Genomic DNA, 23,995 nt, shown 5'->3' with positions numbered 1-23,995 from the left:
AGGTTTTTTTCTTAAGATTAGAATTGCTTATTGCCATCCACCTCCAACAGCGCGATATAATTCGACCATTGATGATAAAGATGATAATTTCGCATCAACAACATTCAATTCAGCATTCAACCCATTGTCTCTTGCTGTAATTACTTCTAAATAGTTTGCCATACCGTAGTTTAACAATTCTTCAGAATAGGTAATTGCTTGATTGTATAATTGATATTCTTTTTGTTTATATTCAGCTTTCTTCGTTGCTGCATCGTATGTGTATAACGCATCAGAAACCTCTTTACTTGCATTTAAGATTTTGCTTTTATAATTAATCAAAGCATTTTCTTGATTTGCTAAAGCAACTTCTTTTTGCGTACGCAATTTACGTTGTTGTAACAAAGGTTGAGTTAAGCTACCGATCACCGTTGCAAATAAAGATTGCGCACTAAATAATTTATCAATATCAATTCCTTGTACACCACCTGTTGCAGTAATAGAAAGAGAAGGATAAAAACTTGCATTCGCAACGTTAACATTCTCAAAAGCGTTCATCAATCCAAACTCTGCAGCTTTGATATCAGGACGATTTTCTAATAATTGAGCTGGAACACCAACAGATAATTTTTCGTCAATTTTTTGAGAAGCTAAGTTTGTACGATTAATAGATTGAGGATTTGTTCCTAACAAAATACTCATCACATTTTCATTCATCTTAATTCCATTTTCAACGTCAACCAATAATGATTTCACATTGAACAATTGCGCTTCTGTTTGGTTAACTGCAACTTCTGTTACATTCCCAGCTTCTTTCAAAGCTTTCGTTGTTTCTAAACTTTGCTCGCGGTTGATTAAAGTTTTATCTAAAATTCTTTTTTGCTCATCTAAAGCCAATAAGTTGTAATATGCATTTGCAATAGATGCAACAATTTGCGTTTTTACCGCTTTGTGTGCTTCTACAGTTTGCAAATAAGTTGCTGCAGATGCACGTTGATTACTTCTAATTTTACCCCAAATATCTGCTTCCCAACTTAAGTTCCCTGAAACTTCGTATTGACTTTGTGCACGTTTTGACATCAATGCACCAAATTGAGTATTACGAGAGTTTTCTGTAAACGTATATTTCGGACCTACAGATAAAGTTGGTAAATAACCTGCTTTACCTTGTTTAGCATACGCCTCAGCAACTGCAATATTTTGCAGTGCTGAACGTATATCTAAATTATTTTGTAAACCTTGATTAATCAAAGCTTGTAATTGAGTGTCTGTAAAAATTTGTTTCCAAGAAACAGTTGCAACACTTGCACTGTCTTTTGCAATAACATCTGTTCTGAAATTTGCTTCATTTACAACAGCTTCAGGACGATGATAATCTTTTGCTACGAAACAAGACTGAACAGCAAACAATCCAGCTGCGATTAAAGTAATATTAAATATTCTGTACTTTTTCATTTTTAGATTGAATTATTATGTTCAATTTCTTCTTGTGGACGATCAAATTTAACTGGTTTAACTTTTTCTTGTAATGTTTGGAAAACAACAAACAATACTGGAATAACAAATAAACCTAAAATTGTACCTACCAATAAACCAAATGCTGCTCCAGTAGCTACAGAACGGTTACCAGCAGATGATACACCTGTTGCAAATACTAATGGCATTAATCCTAAAATAAAGGCAAAAGATGTCATCAAAATTGGACGTAAACGAGCTTTAGCTCCATCTATAGCTGCCTGAACAATTGACATTCCGTGTACACGTCTTTGTAAAGCGAACTCTACAATCAAAATGGCATTTTTAGCGAGTAACCCAACCAACATGATTAAGGCAATTTGGAAATAGATATTATTTTCTAATCCAGCTAACCATTGAGATAAATACGCCCCCATCATACCACAAGGAACAGATAATAATACTGCGAATGGTAAAACATAAGATTCATATTGTGCAGATAAGATAAAGTACACGAATACGATACATAAAGCAAAAATCATTGCTGTTTGAGAACCTGAATTAATCTCCTCACGAGTAAGACCTGTAAAGTCAGTACTATAAGAAGTAGATAATGTTTGTTCAGAAACTTGATTAATTGCTGTAATCGCATCACCTGTAGAGAATCCTGGTTTTACTGCTCCTGTAATATTAGCTGATGTAAATAAGTTGAAACGGTTAACAGAGTTAGGACCATACACACGTTTTAAAGTCACAAATTGTGAAACTGGTGTCATTGAACCTGCATCCGTTTTCACGAACATTTTATTTAAGCTTGTTTCATTGATACGATCATCTGGTGAAGCTTGAATGTACACACGGTATTGTTTACCAAAACGTGTAAAGTCAGCTGCATATAATCCTCCAATATATCCTTGTAAAGTTGAGAAAATAGAACTTACTGAAACACCAGATTGTTTTGCTCTTTCAATATTAACATCGATTTCGTATTGAGGAAAACCTGTGTTTAAAGATGTTTGAGCATACATAATTTCTGGACGTTGCATTAAAGCACCAATATATTCCTTTGCAACTTTATCAAAATCAGCAATATCTCCACCTGTTTTATCTAATAATTTCAACTCGAAACCAGAAGACATACCAAAACCTGGAATTGATGGTGGTTGGAAGAAAATCATTTGAGCATCAGGAATTTGAGCTGCAGCACCAAATAATTGTCCAATGATTGATTGTACTGATAAAGCATCTGTTGTACGTTCTTCGAATGGCTTCAATTTAATGAACATCATACCATAGTTAGAACCAGCTCCAGAAATAATAGAGTTACCCGAGATAATTGTTGCTTTATCTAATCCAGGAATTTTTTCAATTTTTTTCTGGAATTCTTTTTCAACTTCATATACACGGTCCATAGAAGCACCCGCTGGTAACTCGATATTACCAATAATAAACCCATTATCTTCAGTTGGTACGAAACCTGTTGGCATCATCTTTCCAACACCCCAAATTCCTAAACCACTTACAATAATCAATAAGAATGAAATCCATTTGTGTTTAATTAAAAATTTGAATGAATTACCATATTTATGTGTCATACGATCAAATGAAGCATTGAAAGCATCAAAGAATCGCTGAATAAAGTTACGTTTTTGCTCTCCTTCTTGATGTGGTTTTAAGAATAAAGCACACAATGCTGGAGATAATGTCAAGGCATTTAATGCCGAAATTAAAATGGCAACAATTAAAGTAATACCAAATTGTTTGTAGAATACTCCGGTTGGTCCTGAGATAAATGTTACTGGTACGAACACCGCACACATTACTAATGTAATCGAAACGATTGCTCCAGAAATTTCATCCATCGCATTTTTTGTTGCATCCATAGGAGCTTCGTGATGAGACTCCATTCGAGCATGCACGGCTTCCACCACAACAATGGCATCATCTACCACAATACCAATGGCGAGTACTAAGGCAAATAACGTTAATAAGTTTAACGAGAATCCTGCCAAATTAAGGAAAAAGAATGTACCAATAATAGACACTGGTACCGCAATCAATGGTACTAATGTAGAACGGAAATCTTGTAAGAAAATATATACAACAATAAATACTAAGATAAACGCTTCTATCATTGTGTGAACAACTTTAGAAATAGACGCATCTAAGAATGTATTTGTATCCATTAAGATAGTGTAAGAAACTCCTTCTGGTAATAATTTAGAAGCTTTTTCTAACTCAGCTCTCAAGTTTACAATAATTTCTTGTGCATTAGATCCTGGTGTTTGATAAACAGCAAATACAGCAGAAGGATCCCCATCCATTGCAGAACGTCCTGCATAAGATTGAGCACCAAATTCTACATTTGCTACATCTTTTAATCTTAGAACCTGTCCGTTTGGTAAAGATTTAATAACAATATTACGATATTGATCTTCTGTCTTGTATCGTCCAGAATATGTAATTGTATATTGGAATGACTGTCCAGAGTTTTCTCCTAACGAACCAGCAGCAGCTTCAAGAGATTCTTGAGATAAAGCTGCAGAAACTTCAGAAGGAACTAAACCATAACTTGCCATACGAGAAGGATCTAACCAAATACGCATAGAATAAGTCATCGCACCAAACACAGTTGCATCCCCTACACCGTTTACACGTTTTAAGGCTGGAATAATATTGATGTTCAAATAATTTTGAAGATAAATCTCATCGTATTTGGGGTTTGTTGAACTAAACGAAGCAAACATCAATGCTGATGTCTGTTGTTTTTGTGTCACAACCCCTGAACGAGTTACCTCCGAAGGTAATAATGGTGTAGCACGTGCCACACGGTTTTGTACGTTTACCTGTGCGATATCTCCATCTACACCTGGTTTAAATACAACATCAATAGAAGCAGAACCGTTATTAGAGGCAGTAGAAGAAATATAATCCATTCCTTCAACCCCATTCACCTGTTCCTCTATCGGGATAATTACAGACTCCATTACTGTCTTTGCATTCGCTCCGGGATATGAAGCAGAAATTTTTACAGTAGAGGGTGCAATATCTGGATATTGTGTTACCGGAAGCGATATAAGCCCCAGTATACCCAATATCAATATAAGGATAGAAATTACCGTAGATAATACGGGTCTTTCAATAAACTTTTTTAACATATCTATTTACAATTTAGAATACCGTTTTTGTAGATTCTACGATTTGATCAAAGTTTGCTGGAGTTGGTTTAACAGCTGTTTTATCACGTAGTTTTCCTACACCTTGTGCAACAACTTTATCACCTTTTTTCACTCCGTCTTTTACAACTGCCATATTATTCGCTCTTTCTACTACAGTAATTGGCGTTGCGTAAGCTGTATCTTTTGTTACTTTGTAAACATAAGTCATACCTTGTTGTTCAAACGTTGCAGCCTCTGGCACAACCAATACATCAACATAAGTTTTTGGAACACGAATACGCCCTGAGTTACCATTTGCCAAAAGCTTAGCCTCATTATTGAACGTAACACGGAAATCAATTGTCCCTGTTGTTGGATTAATTTGACCAGTTACAGTTTGTATTTTACCTTTCTCAGGATAAACATCTCCATTAGCTAATACTAATTCAACTGCTGGAATTTTGTTTAATTTATCTTTTAAAGTTGATCCTTCAGATTTAGAAATAAAGTTTAAATACTCTTTCTCATTCATAGAGAAATAAGCATATACTCTACTTGTATTTGAAACTGTAGTAATTGGAGTTTGATCTGTAGGACCAACTAATGTACCTTGACGAGAATTAATAGAACCAACCACTCCACTAATAGGTGCTCTAACAACAGAATAATCTACATTTGCTTGAGCTCCTTTGTAATTTGATTGAGCTTCAGTAACACCAGCCTGCGCTTGAGACTTAGCAGCTACAGCTTGATTATAACTCGCTTGTGCTTTTGCTAGATTAGCTTTTGCAGTTTCTAATTGTACATTACTAATAATATTTTTCTGTACCAACGGAGTCAATTTGTTTACCTCTACTTGAGCTGCTTGTACTGCCGCTTGTGCTGCACTTACATTAGCCTGAGCCGCTTTTACATTAGCTTGCGCTGCACCAACACCTGATTTTAAAGCATCCGCATTTTGAGTTAAAACATTTGTCTCTAATTTGAACAAAGGTTGACCAGCTTGTACATATTGACCTTCATCAACATAAACTTCTGTAATATATCCTTGGATTTTTGCACGAACATCATTATTTACAATACCTTGAATATTTGCAGGGTATTCATCATAACTCGTTACCACTTTCGTAGGCACATCAACTACCGGATAAGGCGTTGGACCTTGTGCTTGTTGAGCAGCAGCATTGTCTTTCTTTCCACAAGAACTCAAAGCTATTGCCAAAGCACCAACCATTATAACGTTAACGTTTTTCATATTACTTTTACTTATTTTCTAGTTGAATTTTATTTATTTTTTGTATTGTTTCGTCTAATATCACTTTTGTTTGATTAAGATGTTCCAAATAGATATCAACTACTCTATTTTCAACATTTTTAGAAAGCGTATTATTCGCTAGTTTATGTTCTTTTATTCGATTTGTATAACCTATATCTTGAGAAATCATTTCAAATAAAAAATCTAATTTCTCTGTCAAATAATTAAAATTTAATCTAAAATATCTTTTTCTAGAATTAATTTTATTTATGTATTCGATGTGTTTCATCGATAGTAAGTAGTTAATAGAGTTTGATAAGGAACTTTTACTAACATTAAAAATCTCAAGAAGTTCTTCGAAAGTAAATCCCTCCTCATCTGATTCTAAAATCATGTATGCTTGCAACTTAGCCGTCAGTGGAGGAAAACCATAAGTTCTCTCCAAAAAAGCACTAAAGCTGCAAAAAAGATCCAAATTACATGCTTGATTTTTTATATTCATAATTGTATAATCTACAAAACCATGCAAATATAAAATAGTTAGTTCGGTTTACACAGAACTAACTATACTTTTTTCGATATTTAACAATTAATTAAATTAATAATTTGTTAATTCACATCTTAAATCCAAACAAAAAATAGACCAAACAAATTAAAAATAAAGCTATTATAGCATAATTAATTATTATTTTACACAATATTACATAAGCAACCTTTTGTTTAAAAGAACTATTGAGACTTAAAATTTATAGGAGTTTTTGTTAAAAAATTATTAATTTCATCAACATCGTTTAAATAATCGAATTTTAAATCTTCATGAAATTTTTCAAAAATAGAAAAAATCAATTTCAATCTCCCGTGTTGATAATTGTATAATTTTTCTGCATAATCTCCTGTTGTATAAGTTTCAAAAAGATAAGGATAACGACTAAAAGATTCTTGAATGATATATTTTCTCAATTCAAATTCTGACACTTTATCTTTCGTAATTTGAACATGATAATTCACAATTCCACTCAATGTTTTTAACGTCAACAACAATTGACGATGACTTCTATTTATATTAATCTGATTAATTAAGTGATGAGACTTTTTAAACTGCAAATCAATCTTTTCATAAATATTTTTTACACGATCTTGCAAATCATTTTCACCCTCTAATAATTGAAAATGCAAATGTTCTACTAAAGTTTCATCTTTATTGATAAGACGCAAAAGAAGTTTATCTTTTTCCTTTGAAGGAAGATCTAAGATAGAGTTTTTCAATTCAGGAACGTCTTTCAATTTCATACTTATTTTGTTTGTTGTTAGCTTGTTTAAAATTACAAAAATATTCGAGATAATTCATTTTACACAAAACGATTAAATCATATAAATAATGTATATTCGAAAAAATAAATCATAACCTAAATGCCAAAATCACTCAAAATCTACATCATTTCTTCAGTTCTCCTCATTTTATTTTTATTGAGTTTAAACCTTATGGGGTTGAATTTAAAAGGAGAATATACCTATCAAATTCTTGCTTGGACTTGGATTATTTTCACCTTTTACATCGTTATTAAATTTTGGAAAATTATCTATATCAAAATTTATGGTTTTTTACTTTTTGCTTTAGTTGGATTGAGCATTTTACCAATGGCAATTCCGTTTCTATCTATCGTTAGTTTTTTATTCAATATGAATACAATTCAAACCATTAAAGTAAATGATGAATATAAAATAGTAGTTACGAAAAAAGTTATGGCAATGAAACGTGCTTATATCTATAATTCTGAATCTAAATTTCCTATTTTAGAAAAATCAAACAATATCGCGAGACCAGATTATAGTGATATTGTTTCTGAAACATTAAATATTAATTCTGATGATCCAAAGCTATATGAATACGAAAACGAACCTATTCAGCAAGCTAAACTGATTTCTATAAACAAGGATAGTATTGGAATTGAATATCAAATTCTCAACAAAAAGAAAATTATTTATCATAACCTTAACGAAACTTATGGATATTAAACGTATTTCGTGATTTATAATCCGTACTTTTGCACTCCGAAAAAAGGATTATAATTATGAAAAGCGTTGTAGAACACAGAAAATTACTTGGAGTTGATAAAAATGTAACTCTAAAAGAGTTGAAAACAATTTACAGAAACACGATGAAAGATGCGCATCCTGATAAATTTATCAACGACGAAGCAGGCAAAATAGAAGCTGAAGAAAAAAGTAAAGTTGTGATCGAAGCATACCACTTTTTAGTAAGTATTAATCCTGAAACGCACGAAAAAAACAAAGAAGAATATACGATTACAACTGCAAAATCTAACATTCATGATTTTTATATGGATGAACAAATTTTGAAAGTAGAACATTTAGATGGAAATCATTACGAGTATTTTGGCGTTCCTAAAAATACGTACATCAAAATGGTAAATTCTGATTCTCCAAGCCGTTTTGCAAGAAGACATATCTATGGAAAATTTACGCATAGAAAAGCTGGTGAAGCAATGAAAGATTAATTATCGGAACGATATATAACAAAAAAACCACTTCAATCGAAGTGGTTTTTTTATGCTTAATATATTCTATTGATTAGTTTCCTAAAATATAGTTGAAAATCAATGGAGCAACAATAGTCGCATCAGATTCTATCATATATTTTGGTGTATCAACATCTAATTTACCCCATGTAATTTTCTCATTTGGAACTGCTCCAGAATAAGATCCGTAAGATGTCGTAGAATCAGAAATTTGACAGAAATATGCCCAGAAAGGAACATCTGTCCACTCTAAATCTTGGTACATCATTGGAACAACACAAATTGGGAAATCTCCAGAGATACCACCAGCAATTTGGAAGAAACCTACACCTTTACCATCAGAATTAGCACGATACCACTCTGTTAAGTAAATCATGTATTCAATTCCAGATTTTACTGTAGACGCTTTTAAATTACCTTTGATTACGTTAGACGCAAAAATGTTTCCTGTTGTAGAGTCTTCCCAACCTGGACAAACGATAGGTAAATTTTTCTCAGCTGCAGCAACAATCCAAGAATCTTTCGAATCAATTTCGTAGTATTGCTCTAAAACTCCAGAATTTACAACTTGATATAAAAATTCGTGTGGTAAATAACGCTCACCTTTTTCTTCAGCAGCATGCCAAACATTCTCTAAATGCTCTTGTAAACGACGAAAAGCCTCCTCTTCTGGAATACAAGTATCTGTAACACGATTGAAGTGCGTATCTAACAATTCGCGCTCTTCCTCTGGCGTTAAATCACGGTAATTTGGAATTCTTTTATAGTGTGAATGCGCAACTAAATTCATTACGTCTTCTTCTAAATTTGCTCCTGTACAAGAAATGATGTGCACTTTATCTTGGCGAATCATTTCAGCTAATGAAATTCCTAATTCAGCAGTAGACATTGCTCCACCCAAAGAAATTAACATTTTACCACCTTCTAACAAGTGTTGCTCATATCCTTTTGCAGCGTCAACTAAAGCAGCTGCATTAAAGTGTCTATAGTTATGTTCTATAAACTGACTGATTGGTCCTTTACTCATTTTATTTGTATTTTATTTATTTAAAATTCAATTATTTGTATCCCAAAGTATTCAACACATCTTGATGCGTTTGTTCTTCAGAATATACTTTTGCCTCATAATTTTCATCAATCAAAATATATTTGGGCTGAGGAATTAAACAGTGATTAATTCCACCAAAACCACTAATATTATCTTGATATGCTCCTGTATTAAAGAAACCGATATACAATGGTTTTGCTTGATCATATTTCGGAAGATAAATGGCATTTACATGCTGTTCTGAATTGTAATAATCGTCAGAATCACATGTTAAACCTCCTAATAATACACGTTCATACTTATCGTACCAACGGTTAATTGGCAACATTACAAATCGTTTCGAAATTGCCCAAGCATCTGGCAAAGTTGTCATAAAAGAAGAATCGATCATATCCCAATACTCTTTATCATTTTGTTTCTTTTGATAAAGAATTTTGTAGACTACTCCTCCACTTTCTCCTACTGTAAACGAACCAAATTCTGTAAAAATATTTGGAACAGGAATTCCTTCTTCATCACAAATCATTTTAATTTGCAACAAGATTTCTTTCGCCATGTATTCGTAATCATATTCGAAATTCAACGAATTTTTGATTGGGAATCCACCACCAATATTCAAACTATCTAATTCTGGACAAACTTTTTTAAGGTTTACATAAACTCTCAAACATTTTGTCAACTCATTCCAATAATACGAATTGTCTTTAATTCCTGTATTAATAAAGAAATGAAGCATTTTCAATTTAATGCGTTCATTAGGTTTTACCATTGTCTGATAAAAAGGAACAATATCCTTGTAACCAATTCCTAAACGAGAAGTATAAAATTCAAATTTTGGTTCTTCTTCCGATGCAATACGAATTCCGATTTCAAAATCACCTTCAATTGCCTCAGAAAACAAATCAACTTCCTCGTAATTGTCAATTACTGTAATCGTTTTACGATGTCCGCTATTTACCAAACGAGCAATATTTTCTACATATTCCTCACGCTTGAAACCGTTACAAACAACATATTGATCGTCTGTAATCAAACCTTCTCCAATCAAATTTTCGACAATATTAATGTCAAATGCAGAAGATGTCTCAATGTGAATATCGTTTTTTAATGCTTCACCTAAAATGTGACGAAAGTGAGAACTTTTTGTACAATAACAATAATTGTAAGTTCCCTCATAGTTTAACTCTTCACGCGCTTTTTCGAACCAACCTTTCGCTTTCTGAATGTTTTGCGAAATTTTAGGCAAATATGTAAATTTTAATGGTGTTCCATGTTCTTCGACCAAAGCTTTTAGGTCAATTCCATTAAATTTTAAGTACTCTCCATCTAATTCAAATTCATCTTGTGGAAAGTCAAATGATTGCGTGATTAAATCTATGTATTTAGTTTTCATTATGCTTTATAAATGTTACGTGTGTTTAATAATTCTAAAAATTTTGCAAAAAAATTAGGGTATTACAGACGTATCGCATAATATACATTGCGAAGCAATAAGGGGAAAGAATAATTCTTAAATTCGTTTCTATTCATTAAAACTACTGCGTTAAAGCTCTTTCTATTCTCAACGCTTTCGAATAAAAGGTTAAAATTCATCAACTTTTTTTATTAAAAAAATTATAAAAATACTTGTCGCAAATATAAGTTTTTTAATTCTGTTAAAAAGATAAAATAATATTAAAATTTAGCTTTACAGAACTGATGTTTTATGATGTAAAACAAATATTCAACAATTATTCAAAAATTTATTTTTTCTTTAAGGTTTAGCAAGGTTAAATATTGTATTTTTGAAATCGTTTTGAACGTAAATTATGGGTAAAATTATTGCTATTGCTAACCAAAAAGGTGGTGTTGGTAAGACGACAACTTCGTTAAACCTTGCTGCTTCATTAGGTGTTTTAGAGAAAAAAGTTTTATTAATTGATGCAGATCCGCAAGCAAATGCAACATCTGGTTTGGGTTTTGATTTGGATGAAATCGAAGCTGGAACCTATGAAGTATTGGAAAATGAAGTGCTTGCGAGCAAAGCTATTTTACAATCAGAATCGCCAAACTTAGACTTGATGCCTGCTCATTTAGATTTAGTTGCTGCCGAGATTGAGATTGTAGATTACGAGAACCGCGAATACATGTTAAAAAACGCGCTATCAGAAATCAAAGATCAATATGATTATATTATTATAGATTGCGCGCCTTCACTTGGTTTGATTACATTAAATGCGCTTACAGCTGCAGATTCTGTGATTATTCCTATTCAGTGCGAATATTTTGCGTTAGAAGGTTTAGGAAAATTATTAAATACGATAAAAGGAATTCAACAACATCACAACAAGGAACTGGATATCGAAGGTTTATTGTTGACGATGTATGATTCTCGCTTACGCCTTTCTAATCAGGTATTAGACGAAGTGAACAATCATTTTCCGCAAATGGTTTTCAAAACAATTATTACTCGAAATGTACGTTTGTCAGAAGCACCAAGCTTTGGCGAAACAATTATTCAGTACGACGCAGCAAGTAAAGGTGCAGAAAATTACTTAAATTTAGCGCGTGAATTTTTAATTAACAACAACGATACAGTTTAAATAAAATGGCAAAGCCAAACAAAAATAATCGCTTGGGACGTGGATTATCTGCTCTATTAAAGGATGAACCAACTGTAAAAACAGCACAAGATGAAGGTGCTAAAAAATTGGTTGGAAACATTTTGGAAATAGATTTAGAAAAAATCACCGCGAATCCTTGGCAACCACGAACTAATTTCGATAAAAAAGCTTTAGAGGAATTGGTTTCGTCTATTCAAACATTAGGCGTTATTCAACCGATTACGATTCGTAAAAAACCAACTGGTGAATATGAATTGATTTCTGGTGAAAGACGTTTTCGCGCCTCACAATTAGCTGGTAAAAAAACAATTCCGGCTTATGTGCGTTTAGCAAATGACCAAGAAATGCTGGAAATGGCATTGGTCGAAAATATTCAGCGTCAAGATTTAGATGCGATCGAAATTGCGCTTTCTTACCAACAATTGATTGATGAAATCAAGTTAACACAAGAAGAATTAAGTAAACGTGTTGGGAAAGACAGAACGTCTATTACCAATTATTTGCGTTTATTAAAATTAGACCCAATTATCCAAACAGGAATTCGTGACGGAATGATTTCAATGGGACACGGTCGCGCTTTGATGGCTATTGATGATACTGATTTACAATTTGATATTTACGAAAAAATTGTCAAAAACAATTTATCTGTACGTGATACAGAACGTTTAATCAAATCGATAAAAGAAGGCAAACCTGAAAAAAAAGCAACAAATGAATTGCCTTATCAGTACAAAGAAGCATTAAGTTCTATTTCAAATTTATTGAATACGAAAGTTGAAATAAAACGTGCAAATAATGGAAAAGGTAAAATCATTCTGAATTTTACTTCAGATGATGAGTTTGAACGATTAAGAAAATTTTTAAATGAAAATTAAATCATTCTTACTTGGATTAACGATCTCTTCGACGTTTGCTTTTGGTCAGGTTAAAACGGATTCTTTAGTCGTTGTCGAAAATAATATTATTGTAAACGATACAATGAGCGTAACTAAAGAAGTTTTGATGGAAAAAAGTCCAATTAGAGCATCTTTGTATTCGGCTATTTTACCTGGTGCTGGACAATTGTACAACAAAAAATGGTTAAAAGCACCTATTGCGCTTGGTTTAGTAGGTACAGGAACAGGTTTCACGATTTATTACAATAATTTGTACAAAAAATACCGAAAAGCTTATATTGCGGTAAGAGAAGGAACACCAAACGAATTCACAGGAATTTTATCTGCAGAACAATTGGCAGTTATTCAAGATGATTACAAACGAAAACGTGATTATAGTGTCGCTTTAACTGCATTAGCTTATTTATTAAATATTGTAGATGCTACTGTTGATGCGCATTTATTCACAGTTCGTAATGACACAGAAATGTCATTCAAACCAACAGTCATTCAAGATGAAATGACATTAGAGCCAGTTTTAGGATTGGCATTTAACTTAAAATTTTAGAAATTACAGATGAAAATTGCATTAATAGGATACGGAAAAATGGGAAAAGCCATTGAAGAAATTTTAATTCAACGCGGACACGAAGTTGTACTTAAAATATCTCGTACTCCACTTGCGGAAGAATTAAATGATGTTGAAGTTGCAATAGAATTTTCTAGACCAGAATTTGCTTACGACAACCTTAAAGTATTACTTGAAAATAAAGTCGCAACAATTTGTGGAACAACAGGATGGTTAAATAAACAAGAAGAAATTAATCATTTAGCAATTTCAAATAACACCGCTTTTTTATATGCTTCTAACTTTAGTTTGGGCGTTAATTTATTCTTCGAATTAAATTCTATTTTAGCTCGAATGATGAATAAATATCGTAACGAATACCAAATTAATCTAGAAGAAATTCATCATACACAAAAGCTTGATGCACCTTCTGGAACAGCGATTACAATTGCAGAAGGAATTATTGACAATTCAACATATAATTCTTGGTCGATGGACGAAAAAGCAAAAGACATTATTCCAGTTGAAGCAAAAAGAATCGAGGATGTTCCCGGAACACATATCGTACAATATAACTCTGATGTAGATACTATTGAGATTTCTCATACGGCGCATTCTCGCAAAGGTTTTGCCTTAGGTGCCGTGATTGCTACGGAATGGATTTGGAATAAACAAGGTGTTTTCACAATGAAAGATGTACTTGAACTGAACTAAATTAAAATACTAAATATCAAAAACTTATGCATGTACTAATTTACTGGTTAATTGGTTTTATTATTGCCAATATAATCTTTGGAGCTGCAACTTGGAAATTATATAAAAATGCTGGAAAGCAAGCAATTCAAGCTTATATTCCTTTTCTAAATATCTGGAAAGGTTTAGAAATTATCCATCGTCCAAAATGGTGGATTATTCTATTTTATTTGCCAATTGTTGGTCCTATTTTTTGGTTAGTATTCTTTGTTGATTTAGGAGATTCTTACGGAAAAATTGAAACAAAAGACAAAGTCATTATGGTTTTGACTTTAGGTTTATACATTTTTGCGGTTAATTATTCTGATAATCCAAAATATTTAGGTCCAGAAAAACGCAAACCAACATTTGTTTCTTCCTTAATTTTTGCCCTTGTTTTAGCAACTTTGGTTCATAACTGGTTTATTCAACCAATGATTGTTCCAACAGGATCAATGGAAAATACAATCAAAATTGGTGATGCTTTATTTGTAGAAAAAGTAAGTCACGGAGCGCGTGTTCCTATGACACCAATCGGAATTCCATTCTCAGAATTTATTTACCGAGATGGTTTTATCGACAAAGCTCGCCTACCTTATATGCGTATTCCAGGTTGGAGAGATTTAAAATCGAACGACATTGTTGTCTTCAACTATCCTACAGATTCTATTTACAATGCGATTGATCGTAAAGATGCTTATGTAAAACGTTTAGTTGGTTTACCAGGAGAAACTGTACAGATTCGTAATGGAGTTTTATATGTAAACGATAAAAAATTCATTCCGAAAAAAGATGCACAAGTTCAGCATGCTTATACAGTTGTTGTAAAAACTCCTTTCAGTGATAAATTATTATACGATAATTTTGGAATCATAAGTACAGATTATAATGCTGCAAAACAAAGCGACGGAACATTTATTTATCAATTTGCAGCTTTGACTGATGCTCATGTTACAGCAATGAAATCTAATGCAAATGTAGTTTCTGTTGAACCTATTTTACAACCTGTAGGTGAAAAAACGGAACATATTGTAAATGGAAAAATTGATAGTACAAACACTATTTTTCCAGTAAACAAAAACTGGAATCCTGATCAATACGGACCTTTATACATTCCGAAAAAAGGTGATGTAGTTGATGTTAACAAAGAGACTTTAGCGCAATATATTAACATTATTCGTCGCTATGAAAACAATACATTAAGAGTTGATTCTACAAACGGTAAGTTTGATGTATTTATCAATGATCAAAAAACAGATAAATACGAAATCAAACAAAATTACTATTTTATGGTTGGTGATAACAGAAATCAATCATTAGATGCACGTTTCTTTGGTTATGTTGGAGAAGATCATATTATTGGTCGTCCTATTATGATTTGGGCAAATATGAACGGAATGTTCGAGCCTGCTGCTCCTAAGAAATTTATTTGGAATCGTTTCTTTACATCAATTAATAATGATAATCCTGACAAAACTTCTTACGGAATTTATGTTCTAATTGCCTTAATTGGTTGGATTGGATATGATATTGTAAAAGCTCGTAAAGAGAAAAAGAAGAACAAATATTAATAAAAAGAGCGATTAAAATCCTCTAAATTATAAAATTAACAACACTATAAATGTGCATTATAAGCTACTTGTAATGCACATTTCCATATAAAATAATAGAATGAAAAATACGTTTGCAGCTTTTTATTTTGGACCGATTGATTACTATGCAGAAATGGTAAAAAGCCAAACTTTGGATATCGAAGTTCAAGAAAATTTTCAAAAGCAAACTTACCGTAACCGCATGTATATTTTGGGTGCAAATGGTAAATTAATGTTGAATATTCCAATTTTACACAACGGAACACGTTTGTTCAAAGATTTGCAACCTTCTTATGAATATGATTGGCAAAAAGAACACATCAAATCTTTAAAGTCAGCTTATCAAAGTTCTCCATATTTTGAATATTATGAAGATGAAATTATTCCAATTTTAGAACAAAAAGAGAAATTTCTTTTAGATTTTAATCTAAAAACAATTGATTTCATCAACAAGAAATTAAGCTTAGATTTGGAGATTTCTAAAACTGAAACCTATCAAGATCTGAATCCTGAAAATGATTTCAGAAATCAATTTTCTGCTAAAAAAGCACCTCAGTATAACCTACCAGAATATGCACAAGTTTTTGATGATAAATTTGAGTTTATAGAAGGTTTGAGTATCTTAGATTTACTTTTTAGCGAAGGACCAAGTGCCGCAGTATATTTAAAAAACTTAATAAAATAACAACATGAGAAAATTATTTATTGCTTTAGGATTTGCCTTTACATTAGGGTTTGTTCAAGCACAAACAACAGAAGTACCAAAAGAAAAATGGTATCATGCAGGTGTAGAACAAACAGGTGTTTATGGTGTAAATACTGATCAAGCTTTACAATTCTTAAAAGACAACAAAAGAAAAGCAAATACAATTATTGTAGGAGTTTTGGACAGCGGTGTTGAAAATTTTCACGAAGATTTGAAAGCAAATATGTGGTCAAATCCAAAAGAAATTCCAGGAAACGGAATCGATGATGACAAAAATGGTTACATTGATGACGTACATGGATGGTCTTTTTTAGGAACAGCAAAAGGAATCAATTACAATGATGATACCACTGAATTAACACGTGTTTACAAAGCTTTATCATCTAAATACGCAACTTTCGATCAAAAGAAAAATCATGAAGCTATTGTAAAAAATCCTACTGAATATGCTGAATTTCAAAAAATTGAAAAAGAATATTTAAGCGCTGTAGGAAAAGCAAAATATAACCAACAAGTTGCTCAATCTAAATTGAATGCTGTTGAAGGTGGTGTAAATAAAATGGTTCTTGAATTTGGAGATACTAAATTAACTAAAGATATTTTAAAAAATTACCAACCAACAGATTCTCAAATCTTAGAAGCTTTATGGATTTTTGGTGAATTGAAAGAAGAGCAATGGGTTGGGAAAACGATGAAAGAAGTTTCGAATACCTATTTAGGAGCTGCTCGTCGTGCTGCGAAGGGAGATGCTTTATCTTCTCACTTAAATTTAGATTTGGTTGATCGTAAAGATGTTGACAATCCAAATGATAAAAAAGAGCGTTTTTATGGAAACAGTGATTCTAACGGACCTGAATCTTCTCACGGAACTCACGTTGCTGGAATTATCGGTGCTGTAAGAGGAAATAATATCGGTTCTGAAGGAACGACTGGAGGAAATAATGTAAAAATTATGTCGGTTCGTACAGTTCCAAATGGAGACGAACGCGATAAAGATGTTGCAAATGCAATTTACTACGCAGTTGACAATGGAGCAAAAATCTTGAATATGTCTTTCGGAAAACCTTATTCTCCTGATGCAGATTTAGTTTGGGATGCGTTCAAATATGCTTCTGATAAAGGTGTTTTAATCGTTAAAGCGGCTGGAAATAGCAACGAAGATATTGATGTTCATGTACATTATCCAACTAATTTTAGAAATGGAAATGTTGTTTCTAAATCTGTTCTTACGGTTGGTGCTTCTACTAAAGATCCAAATGCTTTAAAAGCTCGTTTCTCTAACTATGGTAAAAAATCGGTAGATGTTTTTGGACCAGGACAAGAGATTTATGCAACATATCCAGGGGTTGATCAATATCGTTTCTTAAACGGAACTTCTATGGCTTCACCTGCTGTTGCTGGTGTTGCAGCGTTGGTTTGGTCACATTATCCAAAATTAACTGCAGAAGATATTCGTAATATCTTAATGGAAACAGTTAATAAAAATGAGCAATTAAAAGAGATTTCTGTTGCTGGAGGTGTTGTAGATTCTTACAAAGCTGTACAAAAAGCTGAAGAAATTTACAAACAACGTAAATTGAAATAATTTTAAATTTAACACAACATTATAAAAAGGCTTCAAATTTTGGAGCCTTTTTTGCGTTTAAACTCGAGATAATTTTAGATGTAACAATTTCGGTTGTTTCTCGACATATAGATAAATCAATTATGAAAAAATTCTTATTAAGTATATCAGTTGCCATGTTTGTTGGTGTGGCATCGTTCGCACAAGAAACGACAACTGCTCTACCATTGCCTAAAGTTGATCAAAAATATTGGCAACACGAATCTTTAGAAGAAAGTGGTGTTTATGGTGTAAATACTCAAAAAGCTTTACAATTTTTAGAATCAAAAAAACGTAAACCTTCACAGTTAATTGTTGGTGTTTTAGATTCTGGAGTTGAGATTACTCACCCAGATTTAAAAGATAATATTTGGACAAACACCAAAGAAATTGCTGGAAATGGAATTGATGATGACAAGAATGGTTATGTTGATGATATTCATGGTTGGAATTTTATTGGAGGAAAAGATGGTAAAAATGTTGATGGAGATACATTAGAGTTAACACGTCTTTTTGTAAAATACCGCGATTTATTCGAAAAAAGTAAAGATGCAGCTTCTAACAAAACAAAATTCCCAAAAGAATTGGAAGAATATCAAAAAATAAAACCTGAGTTCGAAAATAAATTAGCCGAAGCAAAACAAAATGCAGCGCAATATGTGCAGATGAATGATATTTTCTCAGTTGCATTTCCTGCTTTGATTAAAGAATGGGGCGAAAAAGAGTTGAATGAAAAAAATATGATGTCTTTTAAACCTGTTTCTAAAGAAGCACAACAAGGGATGATTATTTTTGGTATGGTTCCGAAAGAAGCTTGGGAAGGAAAATCAATGAAAGATTTCTTAACAGAAGTTGGAAATGAAATTTCAGAAGGAACAAAATACTACAAAGAACAAGTTGAAATTAACTTGAATACAGAATTAGATCCTCGTCCAATTGTTGGTGATAATTATGCTGATAAATCAGAACGTTTTTACGGAAATAATGATGTAGATGGCCCTGATTCTATGCACGGAACACACGTTTCTGGAATTATTGCAGCAAAATCTGGTAACGGAATTGGAATGGATGGAATCGCTGGAAATGGTTATGTAAAAATCATGTCAGTTCGTACAGTTCCAAATGGAGACGAACGTGATAAAGATGTTGCGAATGCCATTCGTTATGCAGCAGATAATGGAGCAAAAATCTTAAATATGTCTTTTGGAAAAGCTTATTCTCCTGATAAACAAATTGTTTGGGATGCATTTAAATATGCTGAGAAAAAAGGTCTTTTATTGATTAAAGCTGCAGGAAATGAAAACGTAAATATTGATGACGAAATTCACTTCCCTACCGTTTATGACGACAAAGGTGTAGAAGTTTCTAAAAACGTAATTACAGTTGGAGCAAATACAATGGATAATGACAATTTAAGAGCAAGTTTTTCTAATTTTGGTAAAAAGTCTGTAGATGTTTTTGCGCCAGGAAATGAAATATATTCTACTGTTCCTAATAAAGATGGGGAATACAAAAATGAAAGCGGAACTTCTATGGCTTCTCCAGTTGTAGCAGGAGTTGCGGCTTTGGTTTGGGCACATTATCCTAAATTAACTGCAACAGATATCAAACAAATATTGTTAGAATCTGTCAACAAAAATCCTGCTTTAACAGATATTTCTGTAACAGGCGGTGTTGTTGATGCGTACAAAGCTGTTCAATTAGCAGAAAAAATGTATGTTGCTAAAAAATTGAAGTAAGGAAATCTTAATATCACCATTTCTTATAGTATTTAAGTAACAAAATAAACTTGGGTTAGATTCTATTTTTTTTAGAGTCTAACCTTTTTTTGTATAAGATATTTCTTGTACAGATTGAATAAAAATTGTCAGTTCGAGTGATTTTTAGGAAAAATTATAAATGAATCATTTATTTAAAATCATAATTTCTCCTCGCCCATTTTTTACTTGGTTCAATCCATTCATCAAGAGCTTTATAAAGAAAACCATGCTTTAAGCCATTATTTAATTCAATTTCTTTGAAATGATTGATTTTATTGGTTGAATTTTCTTTACGTTTTATAGCTGAAACGCCAAATGCATCAGACTTCTCGTAAATGGTTAAAACATTTCCAGAAAATTTTATATCAGGCATTTCTTCTAAATCACTTTCTTGAAACGAACCAATAAATACATAGTTGATTTGAGGATTATTTTTAAAAGTTGATACATATTGCGCAATGTAACCACCTTTCGAAGTTCCTACAACCGTAATATGATTAGGTTTAACACCTGTATTAATCAAACTATCAATTTGCTTAACAACCTTTTTTGCATATTTTATTCCGTCTGTTTTCGGCTTTCTTTTCTCACTAATCACAATAAAACCGTCTTTCTTGAATGAATTCAAAACTTTAGAATACTCAATTTTAGTTTTATAGACTGTATCATAATCTCCATCGTTATGCGTTTCTAAATATTTATTATGGAGAAAAAAGATATAATCTTGATCCTTTACATTTTTTGATATTTTATGTTGCGAACAACTCATTAAACCAATTATGAGAATCAATAAATATTTCATTAATAATTTTTTAAATCAATCAAATATAACCAAAAAACCCTCACTAAAAAGTGAAGGTTTTTTTTATATTCTAAATTTGTAAATCTAAATTCAAACTTACTTACCAGTTCATCAAAACAGAGCCCCATGTAAATCCTGCTCCAAAAGCAGTCATCATTACTAAGTCACCTTTTTTGATTTTACCTTCTTGTTTTGCTTCACTCAATGCAATAGGAATAGATGCTGCCGTAGTATTTCCGTAACGCATAATATTGTTATAAACTTTCTCATCTGGTAATCCCAATTGTTTTTGTACAAATTGAGAAATACGCAAATTCGCCTGATGTGGAATAAATAAATCTAAATCTTCTGGCTTTTTATTCGCAGTCGATAAAGCTTCGATAATTGATTCTGGAAAACGAGTTACCGCATGCTTGAAAACATAGTTCCCATTCATATATGGATAAATCTCTTTTTTAGTTAACGTATTACCTTCTTTCAATAATTCGTCTGACCAACCTGTTTTTGTTCCAGGGAAAGTAACTGCTAATTCTTCGGCAAATTCACCTTCAGAATGTAAATTAGTCGATAAAATTCCACGTCCTTCTTCTTCCGTTGCCGAAACAATTACTGCTCCTGCTCCATCTCCAAAAATTACTGAAACGCCACGACCTTCATCCGACATATCCAATCCGAATGAGTGCACTTCTGCTCCAATCACCAAAATATTTTTGTAAACTCCTGCTTTTATAAAAGCATCAGCCGTTGATAACGCATATACAAAGCCAGAACACTGGTTACGAATATCCATTGCCCCAATTGTACGACAACCTAACTCTTTTTGCACCAATACACCATTTCCAGGAAAATAATAATCGGGAGATAAAGTCGCAAATAATATAAAATCAATATCTTGAGCAGTGATTCCTGCATCTTCTAACGCATTTTTAGCCGCAATAACTCCCAAATCTGTAGACGAAATCTTAGAACCTGGCTCGATATGTCTTCTTTCGACAATCCCTGTACGTTCCTGAATCCATTCGTCATTGGTATCCATCACTTCAGCTAAATCAAAGTTTGTAACAACTCTTTCGGGAACATAATGCCCAACACCTGTAATAATAGAGTGTATCATGTGATTATGGTTTACTTTTCAATTGAAGCAAAGATATTAAATGATAAGCATTCTTTAAAACAAATGCGTCTTTTTGACAATAAATTATTTAGAAAATCTTGTTTTTAATATTCCGTTCATAATGATAGAAAGTACCATTACCCCTGTAGCAATATAAAATATAGGATTCATATGTTCTGAATCTCCAAAAATAAGACTTGCCAAAATGATGCCATAAACTGGTTCTAAATTTACGTTCAACATCAACGTAAAAGCACTAACATGTTTCAGCAAATCAACTGATTCTATTTGTGCAAAAGCTGTAAAAATGACGCCAAGCAAAGTCAACCATCCTAAGTTTGACCAACTTATATTTACAACTTCAGAAATAGCTTCTGGCTGAAAAAGAATCATTACCACCGAAAGTGTGATAACTCCACCAATCATTTCGTATAAAGTAACTTTAGTTGGTTTGATTGACTTTGGTAATCTCGAATTAAGAACTGCAAATAATGCCGATAGAAAACTACACAAAATACCAATGATAATTCCCAATTTATAATCTTCTGGTGATGCATTAAAAATAACAGCTACACAAGTGGAAACGATTATAGCAAGAATTATTTCGAGCAGATTAATTTTTCGTTTAAAAAAAATAGGTTCTAAAATCGCACTAAAAAGCGCGCCCATCGACAACGTACTCAACGCAATTGAGATATTAGAAAGTTTAATCGACAAATAAAATGTAAACCAATGTATTCCTACAATTCCACCGATAGCAAGTAATTTCAACAATTCGTTTTTAGTTACCTTGAAATCCATTTTTCTGAACTTCATATAAATAAAAACAGCAATAGCCCCAATAAGAACACGATACCAAACCATTGACAACGCACTCATTGTAACTAATTTTCCGAAAACTCCTGTAAATCCCCAAAGAAGTACGAGAAACTGCAACCGAAGTTGAACTTTTGAAATCATTCTAAGTCTTTTTCGCAAAAGTAAAGTTTAATTCTATATTGCTAAAACGATTTGATTGATTTAATCTGTAAATAATTTTGTATAAGTTCTAATATTAAATTAACATTAAATAATTATTACTCAAACTTTAATTCTTATTCTTCGTTGTATTTTCGAAACTTCAAAATTAATCGATGGATTTTAGTATTTTTTTACAACCAGATGCATTAGTTGCATTATTTACATTAACAATGTTAGAAATCGTTTTAGGGATTGATAATATTGTTTTTATTTCTATTTTGTCAGGAAAATTGCCTGCACATCAACAAAAGAAAGCACAACAGCTTGGTTTATTTTTAGCCATGTTTACACGTGTTATCCTTTTATTCTCACTAAGTTGGGTCATGAGTCTTACCACTCCTCTATTCAATATTGGCGAATGGATTGGCATTACTTCAACCGAATGGTTAGAAAAATTAGCAATCTCTGGTCGAGATTTGATTTTACTAATCGGAGGATTATTCTTGATTTATAAATCGACTGTAGAAATTCACCACAAAATAGAAGGTGTTGAAGAAACCGGAGGAAAAGTGAAAGTCCATTCTTTTGCAGGAACTATCGTACAAATCTTAATTTTAGATATTGTTTTCTCATTAGATTCTGTAATTACAGCAGTTGGTATGGCAGAACATATTGAGGTTATGATTGCGGCTGTAATTATTGCTGTTGCAGTTATGATGCTTTCAGCAAGTGCGGTTTCTAAATTTGTGAACGATCATCCAACGGTTAAAATGTTGGCTTTATCATTCTTATTATTAATCGGCGTTTCGTTATTAGCAGAAGGGTTTGATCAACACATTTCGAAAGGATACATTTATTTTGCCATGGGCTTCTCTGTTTTAGTCGAATTCTTGAATTTGAAAATGAAGAAAAAACATTCGAATCCAGGAATTGTTCGAAATATGGTTGGTGATGCAGAAGAACAAAACAAAAATATATAATACAAAAAAGAGTTTTTTTCAAAACTCTTTTTTTATTTATTCTCTAAAATAGTTTCGTTTTCAGCTTCAACTTTCTTTTCATATTTTTTTCGGATATATTCTGCAGCCAATGTTACGGCTACTCCACCAATTATTCCATATATTGAACGTTTTCCCAAAAATTTAGCTACCGTTACTCCCGTTGTAGCGGCTGTTGTTAATAAACCTATTTTAGTTCCTTTCTCCGTTTGATTTTTTGTTAATGCATCTAAAATTTTCATAGCTT

At 32.3% G+C, this 23,995-nt stretch carries 22 protein-coding genes; 11 read left to right on the top strand and 11 right to left on the bottom strand.

Annotated elements, in window-relative coordinates; all coding sequences use genetic code 11:
- Positions 1-27 precede the first annotated feature (27 nt).
- From B3M86_RS13105 to B3M86_RS13085, 5 genes are all read right to left on the bottom strand, one after another.
- A complete protein-coding gene (locus B3M86_RS13105; RefSeq protein WP_219033973.1) occupies positions 28-1,434 on the bottom strand; it encodes an efflux transporter outer membrane subunit in 1,407 nt (468 codons plus the stop codon).
- Positions 1,435-1,436: 2 nt separating this feature from the next.
- Positions 1,437-4,592 (bottom strand): efflux RND transporter permease subunit, encoded by a 3,156-nt coding sequence (locus tag B3M86_RS13100; RefSeq protein ID WP_291048550.1) that lies wholly within the window; start codon positions 4,590-4,592, stop codon positions 1,437-1,439.
- Positions 4,593-4,605: 13 nt separating this feature from the next.
- Entirely contained in the window at positions 4,606-5,847 is a 1,242-nt protein-coding gene (locus B3M86_RS13095) for an efflux RND transporter periplasmic adaptor subunit (protein ID WP_291048553.1), read from the bottom strand.
- Positions 5,848-5,854: 7 nt separating this feature from the next.
- Positions 5,855-6,349, bottom strand: a complete 495-nt coding sequence (locus tag B3M86_RS13090; RefSeq protein ID WP_291048556.1) for a GbsR/MarR family transcriptional regulator — start codon at positions 6,347-6,349, stop codon at positions 5,855-5,857.
- Between the two features lie 227 nt (positions 6,350-6,576).
- Positions 6,577-7,137: a hypothetical protein gene (locus B3M86_RS13085; RefSeq protein ID WP_291076061.1), complete on the bottom strand. Its 561-nt coding sequence runs from the start codon at positions 7,135-7,137 to the stop codon at positions 6,577-6,579.
- 192 nt (positions 7,138-7,329) lie between these two features.
- Here B3M86_RS13085 and B3M86_RS13080 point away from each other — a divergent pair, with 192 nt between their 5' ends.
- Both B3M86_RS13080 and B3M86_RS13075 read left to right on the top strand, forming a co-directional pair.
- The gene (locus B3M86_RS13080) at positions 7,330-7,863 is read left to right on the top strand and encodes a hypothetical protein (RefSeq protein WP_286494913.1); all 534 of its coding nucleotides are present in this window, start codon (positions 7,330-7,332) and stop codon (positions 7,861-7,863) included.
- A 56-nt stretch (positions 7,864-7,919) separates the two neighbouring features.
- Complete coding sequence (locus B3M86_RS13075) at positions 7,920-8,366, top strand: KTSC domain-containing protein (RefSeq protein WP_038330588.1); 447 nt, start codon at positions 7,920-7,922, stop codon at positions 8,364-8,366.
- 73 nt (positions 8,367-8,439) lie between these two features.
- Here B3M86_RS13075 and B3M86_RS13070 read toward each other — a convergent pair whose 3' ends face one another.
- Entirely contained in the window at positions 8,440-9,414 is a 975-nt protein-coding gene (locus tag B3M86_RS13070; protein WP_291076063.1) for a deoxyhypusine synthase family protein, read from the bottom strand.
- 31 nt (positions 9,415-9,445) lie between these two features.
- On the bottom strand, positions 9,446-10,828 hold the full coding sequence (locus B3M86_RS13065; RefSeq protein ID WP_180904450.1) for an arginine decarboxylase: 1,383 nt from the start codon (positions 10,826-10,828) through the stop codon (positions 9,446-9,448).
- A 415-nt stretch (positions 10,829-11,243) separates the two neighbouring features.
- Between B3M86_RS13065 and B3M86_RS13060 the strand changes: the two genes are divergently transcribed.
- From B3M86_RS13060 to B3M86_RS13025, 8 genes are all read left to right on the top strand, one after another.
- Positions 11,244-12,017, top strand: coding sequence for a ParA family protein (locus tag B3M86_RS13060; protein WP_038330582.1), 774 nt, complete (start codon positions 11,244-11,246; stop codon positions 12,015-12,017).
- A gap of 5 nt (positions 12,018-12,022) precedes the next feature.
- Positions 12,023-12,913, top strand: coding sequence for a ParB/RepB/Spo0J family partition protein (locus tag B3M86_RS13055; protein ID WP_291069634.1), 891 nt, complete (start codon positions 12,023-12,025; stop codon positions 12,911-12,913).
- A complete protein-coding gene (locus B3M86_RS13050) occupies positions 12,903-13,481 on the top strand; it encodes a DUF5683 domain-containing protein (RefSeq protein WP_291061701.1) in 579 nt (192 codons plus the stop codon). Before B3M86_RS13055 ends, B3M86_RS13050 begins: the two co-directional genes overlap by 11 nt.
- 9 nt (positions 13,482-13,490) lie before the next feature.
- Positions 13,491-14,195: a 4-hydroxy-tetrahydrodipicolinate reductase gene (gene dapB, locus B3M86_RS13045; RefSeq protein WP_291061703.1), complete on the top strand. Its 705-nt coding sequence runs from the start codon at positions 13,491-13,493 to the stop codon at positions 14,193-14,195.
- Positions 14,196-14,221: 26 nt separating this feature from the next.
- On the top strand, positions 14,222-15,784 hold the full coding sequence (gene lepB, locus B3M86_RS13040) for a signal peptidase I (RefSeq protein ID WP_219033981.1): 1,563 nt from the start codon (positions 14,222-14,224) through the stop codon (positions 15,782-15,784).
- Positions 15,785-15,884: 100 nt separating this feature from the next.
- Positions 15,885-16,490, top strand: a complete 606-nt coding sequence (locus tag B3M86_RS13035; RefSeq protein ID WP_180904454.1) for a WbqC family protein — start codon at positions 15,885-15,887, stop codon at positions 16,488-16,490.
- 4 nt (positions 16,491-16,494) lie between these two features.
- Positions 16,495-18,096: a S8 family serine peptidase gene (locus B3M86_RS13030; protein WP_286494915.1), complete on the top strand. Its 1,602-nt coding sequence runs from the start codon at positions 16,495-16,497 to the stop codon at positions 18,094-18,096.
- A gap of 122 nt (positions 18,097-18,218) precedes the next feature.
- Entirely contained in the window at positions 18,219-19,853 is a 1,635-nt protein-coding gene (locus tag B3M86_RS13025; protein WP_219033983.1) for a S8 family peptidase, read from the top strand.
- Positions 19,854-20,022: 169 nt separating this feature from the next.
- Here the strand turns inward: B3M86_RS13025 and B3M86_RS13020 are convergent, their stop codons facing one another.
- The 3 genes from B3M86_RS13020 to B3M86_RS13010 form a co-directional block, all read right to left on the bottom strand.
- Entirely contained in the window at positions 20,023-20,676 is a 654-nt protein-coding gene (locus tag B3M86_RS13020) for a dienelactone hydrolase family protein (RefSeq protein ID WP_219033984.1), read from the bottom strand.
- Positions 20,677-20,776: 100 nt separating this feature from the next.
- Positions 20,777-21,790: a beta-ketoacyl-ACP synthase III gene (locus tag B3M86_RS13015; RefSeq protein WP_286494918.1), complete on the bottom strand. Its 1,014-nt coding sequence runs from the start codon at positions 21,788-21,790 to the stop codon at positions 20,777-20,779.
- A gap of 84 nt (positions 21,791-21,874) precedes the next feature.
- Positions 21,875-22,750, bottom strand: a complete 876-nt coding sequence (locus B3M86_RS13010; protein WP_286494919.1) for a DMT family transporter — start codon at positions 22,748-22,750, stop codon at positions 21,875-21,877.
- A 173-nt stretch (positions 22,751-22,923) separates the two neighbouring features.
- Between B3M86_RS13010 and B3M86_RS13005 the strand changes: the two genes are divergently transcribed.
- The gene (locus tag B3M86_RS13005) at positions 22,924-23,730 is read left to right on the top strand and encodes a TerC family protein (RefSeq protein ID WP_125350055.1); all 807 of its coding nucleotides are present in this window, start codon (positions 22,924-22,926) and stop codon (positions 23,728-23,730) included.
- Positions 23,731-23,762: 32 nt separating this feature from the next.
- Here the strand turns inward: B3M86_RS13005 and B3M86_RS13000 are convergent, their stop codons facing one another.
- Complete coding sequence (locus tag B3M86_RS13000; protein WP_125350054.1) at positions 23,763-23,990, bottom strand: hypothetical protein; 228 nt, start codon at positions 23,988-23,990, stop codon at positions 23,763-23,765.
- Between the last annotated feature and the right edge of the window lie 5 nt (positions 23,991-23,995).

Source organism: Empedobacter sp. UBA6305, from assembly GCF_002440405.1.
GTDB classification, from domain to species: domain Bacteria; phylum Bacteroidota; class Bacteroidia; order Flavobacteriales; family Weeksellaceae; genus Empedobacter; species Empedobacter falsenii_B.
The sequence above is the reverse complement of the archived record's forward strand: the minus strand, read 5'-3'. Positions and strand labels throughout refer to the sequence as shown.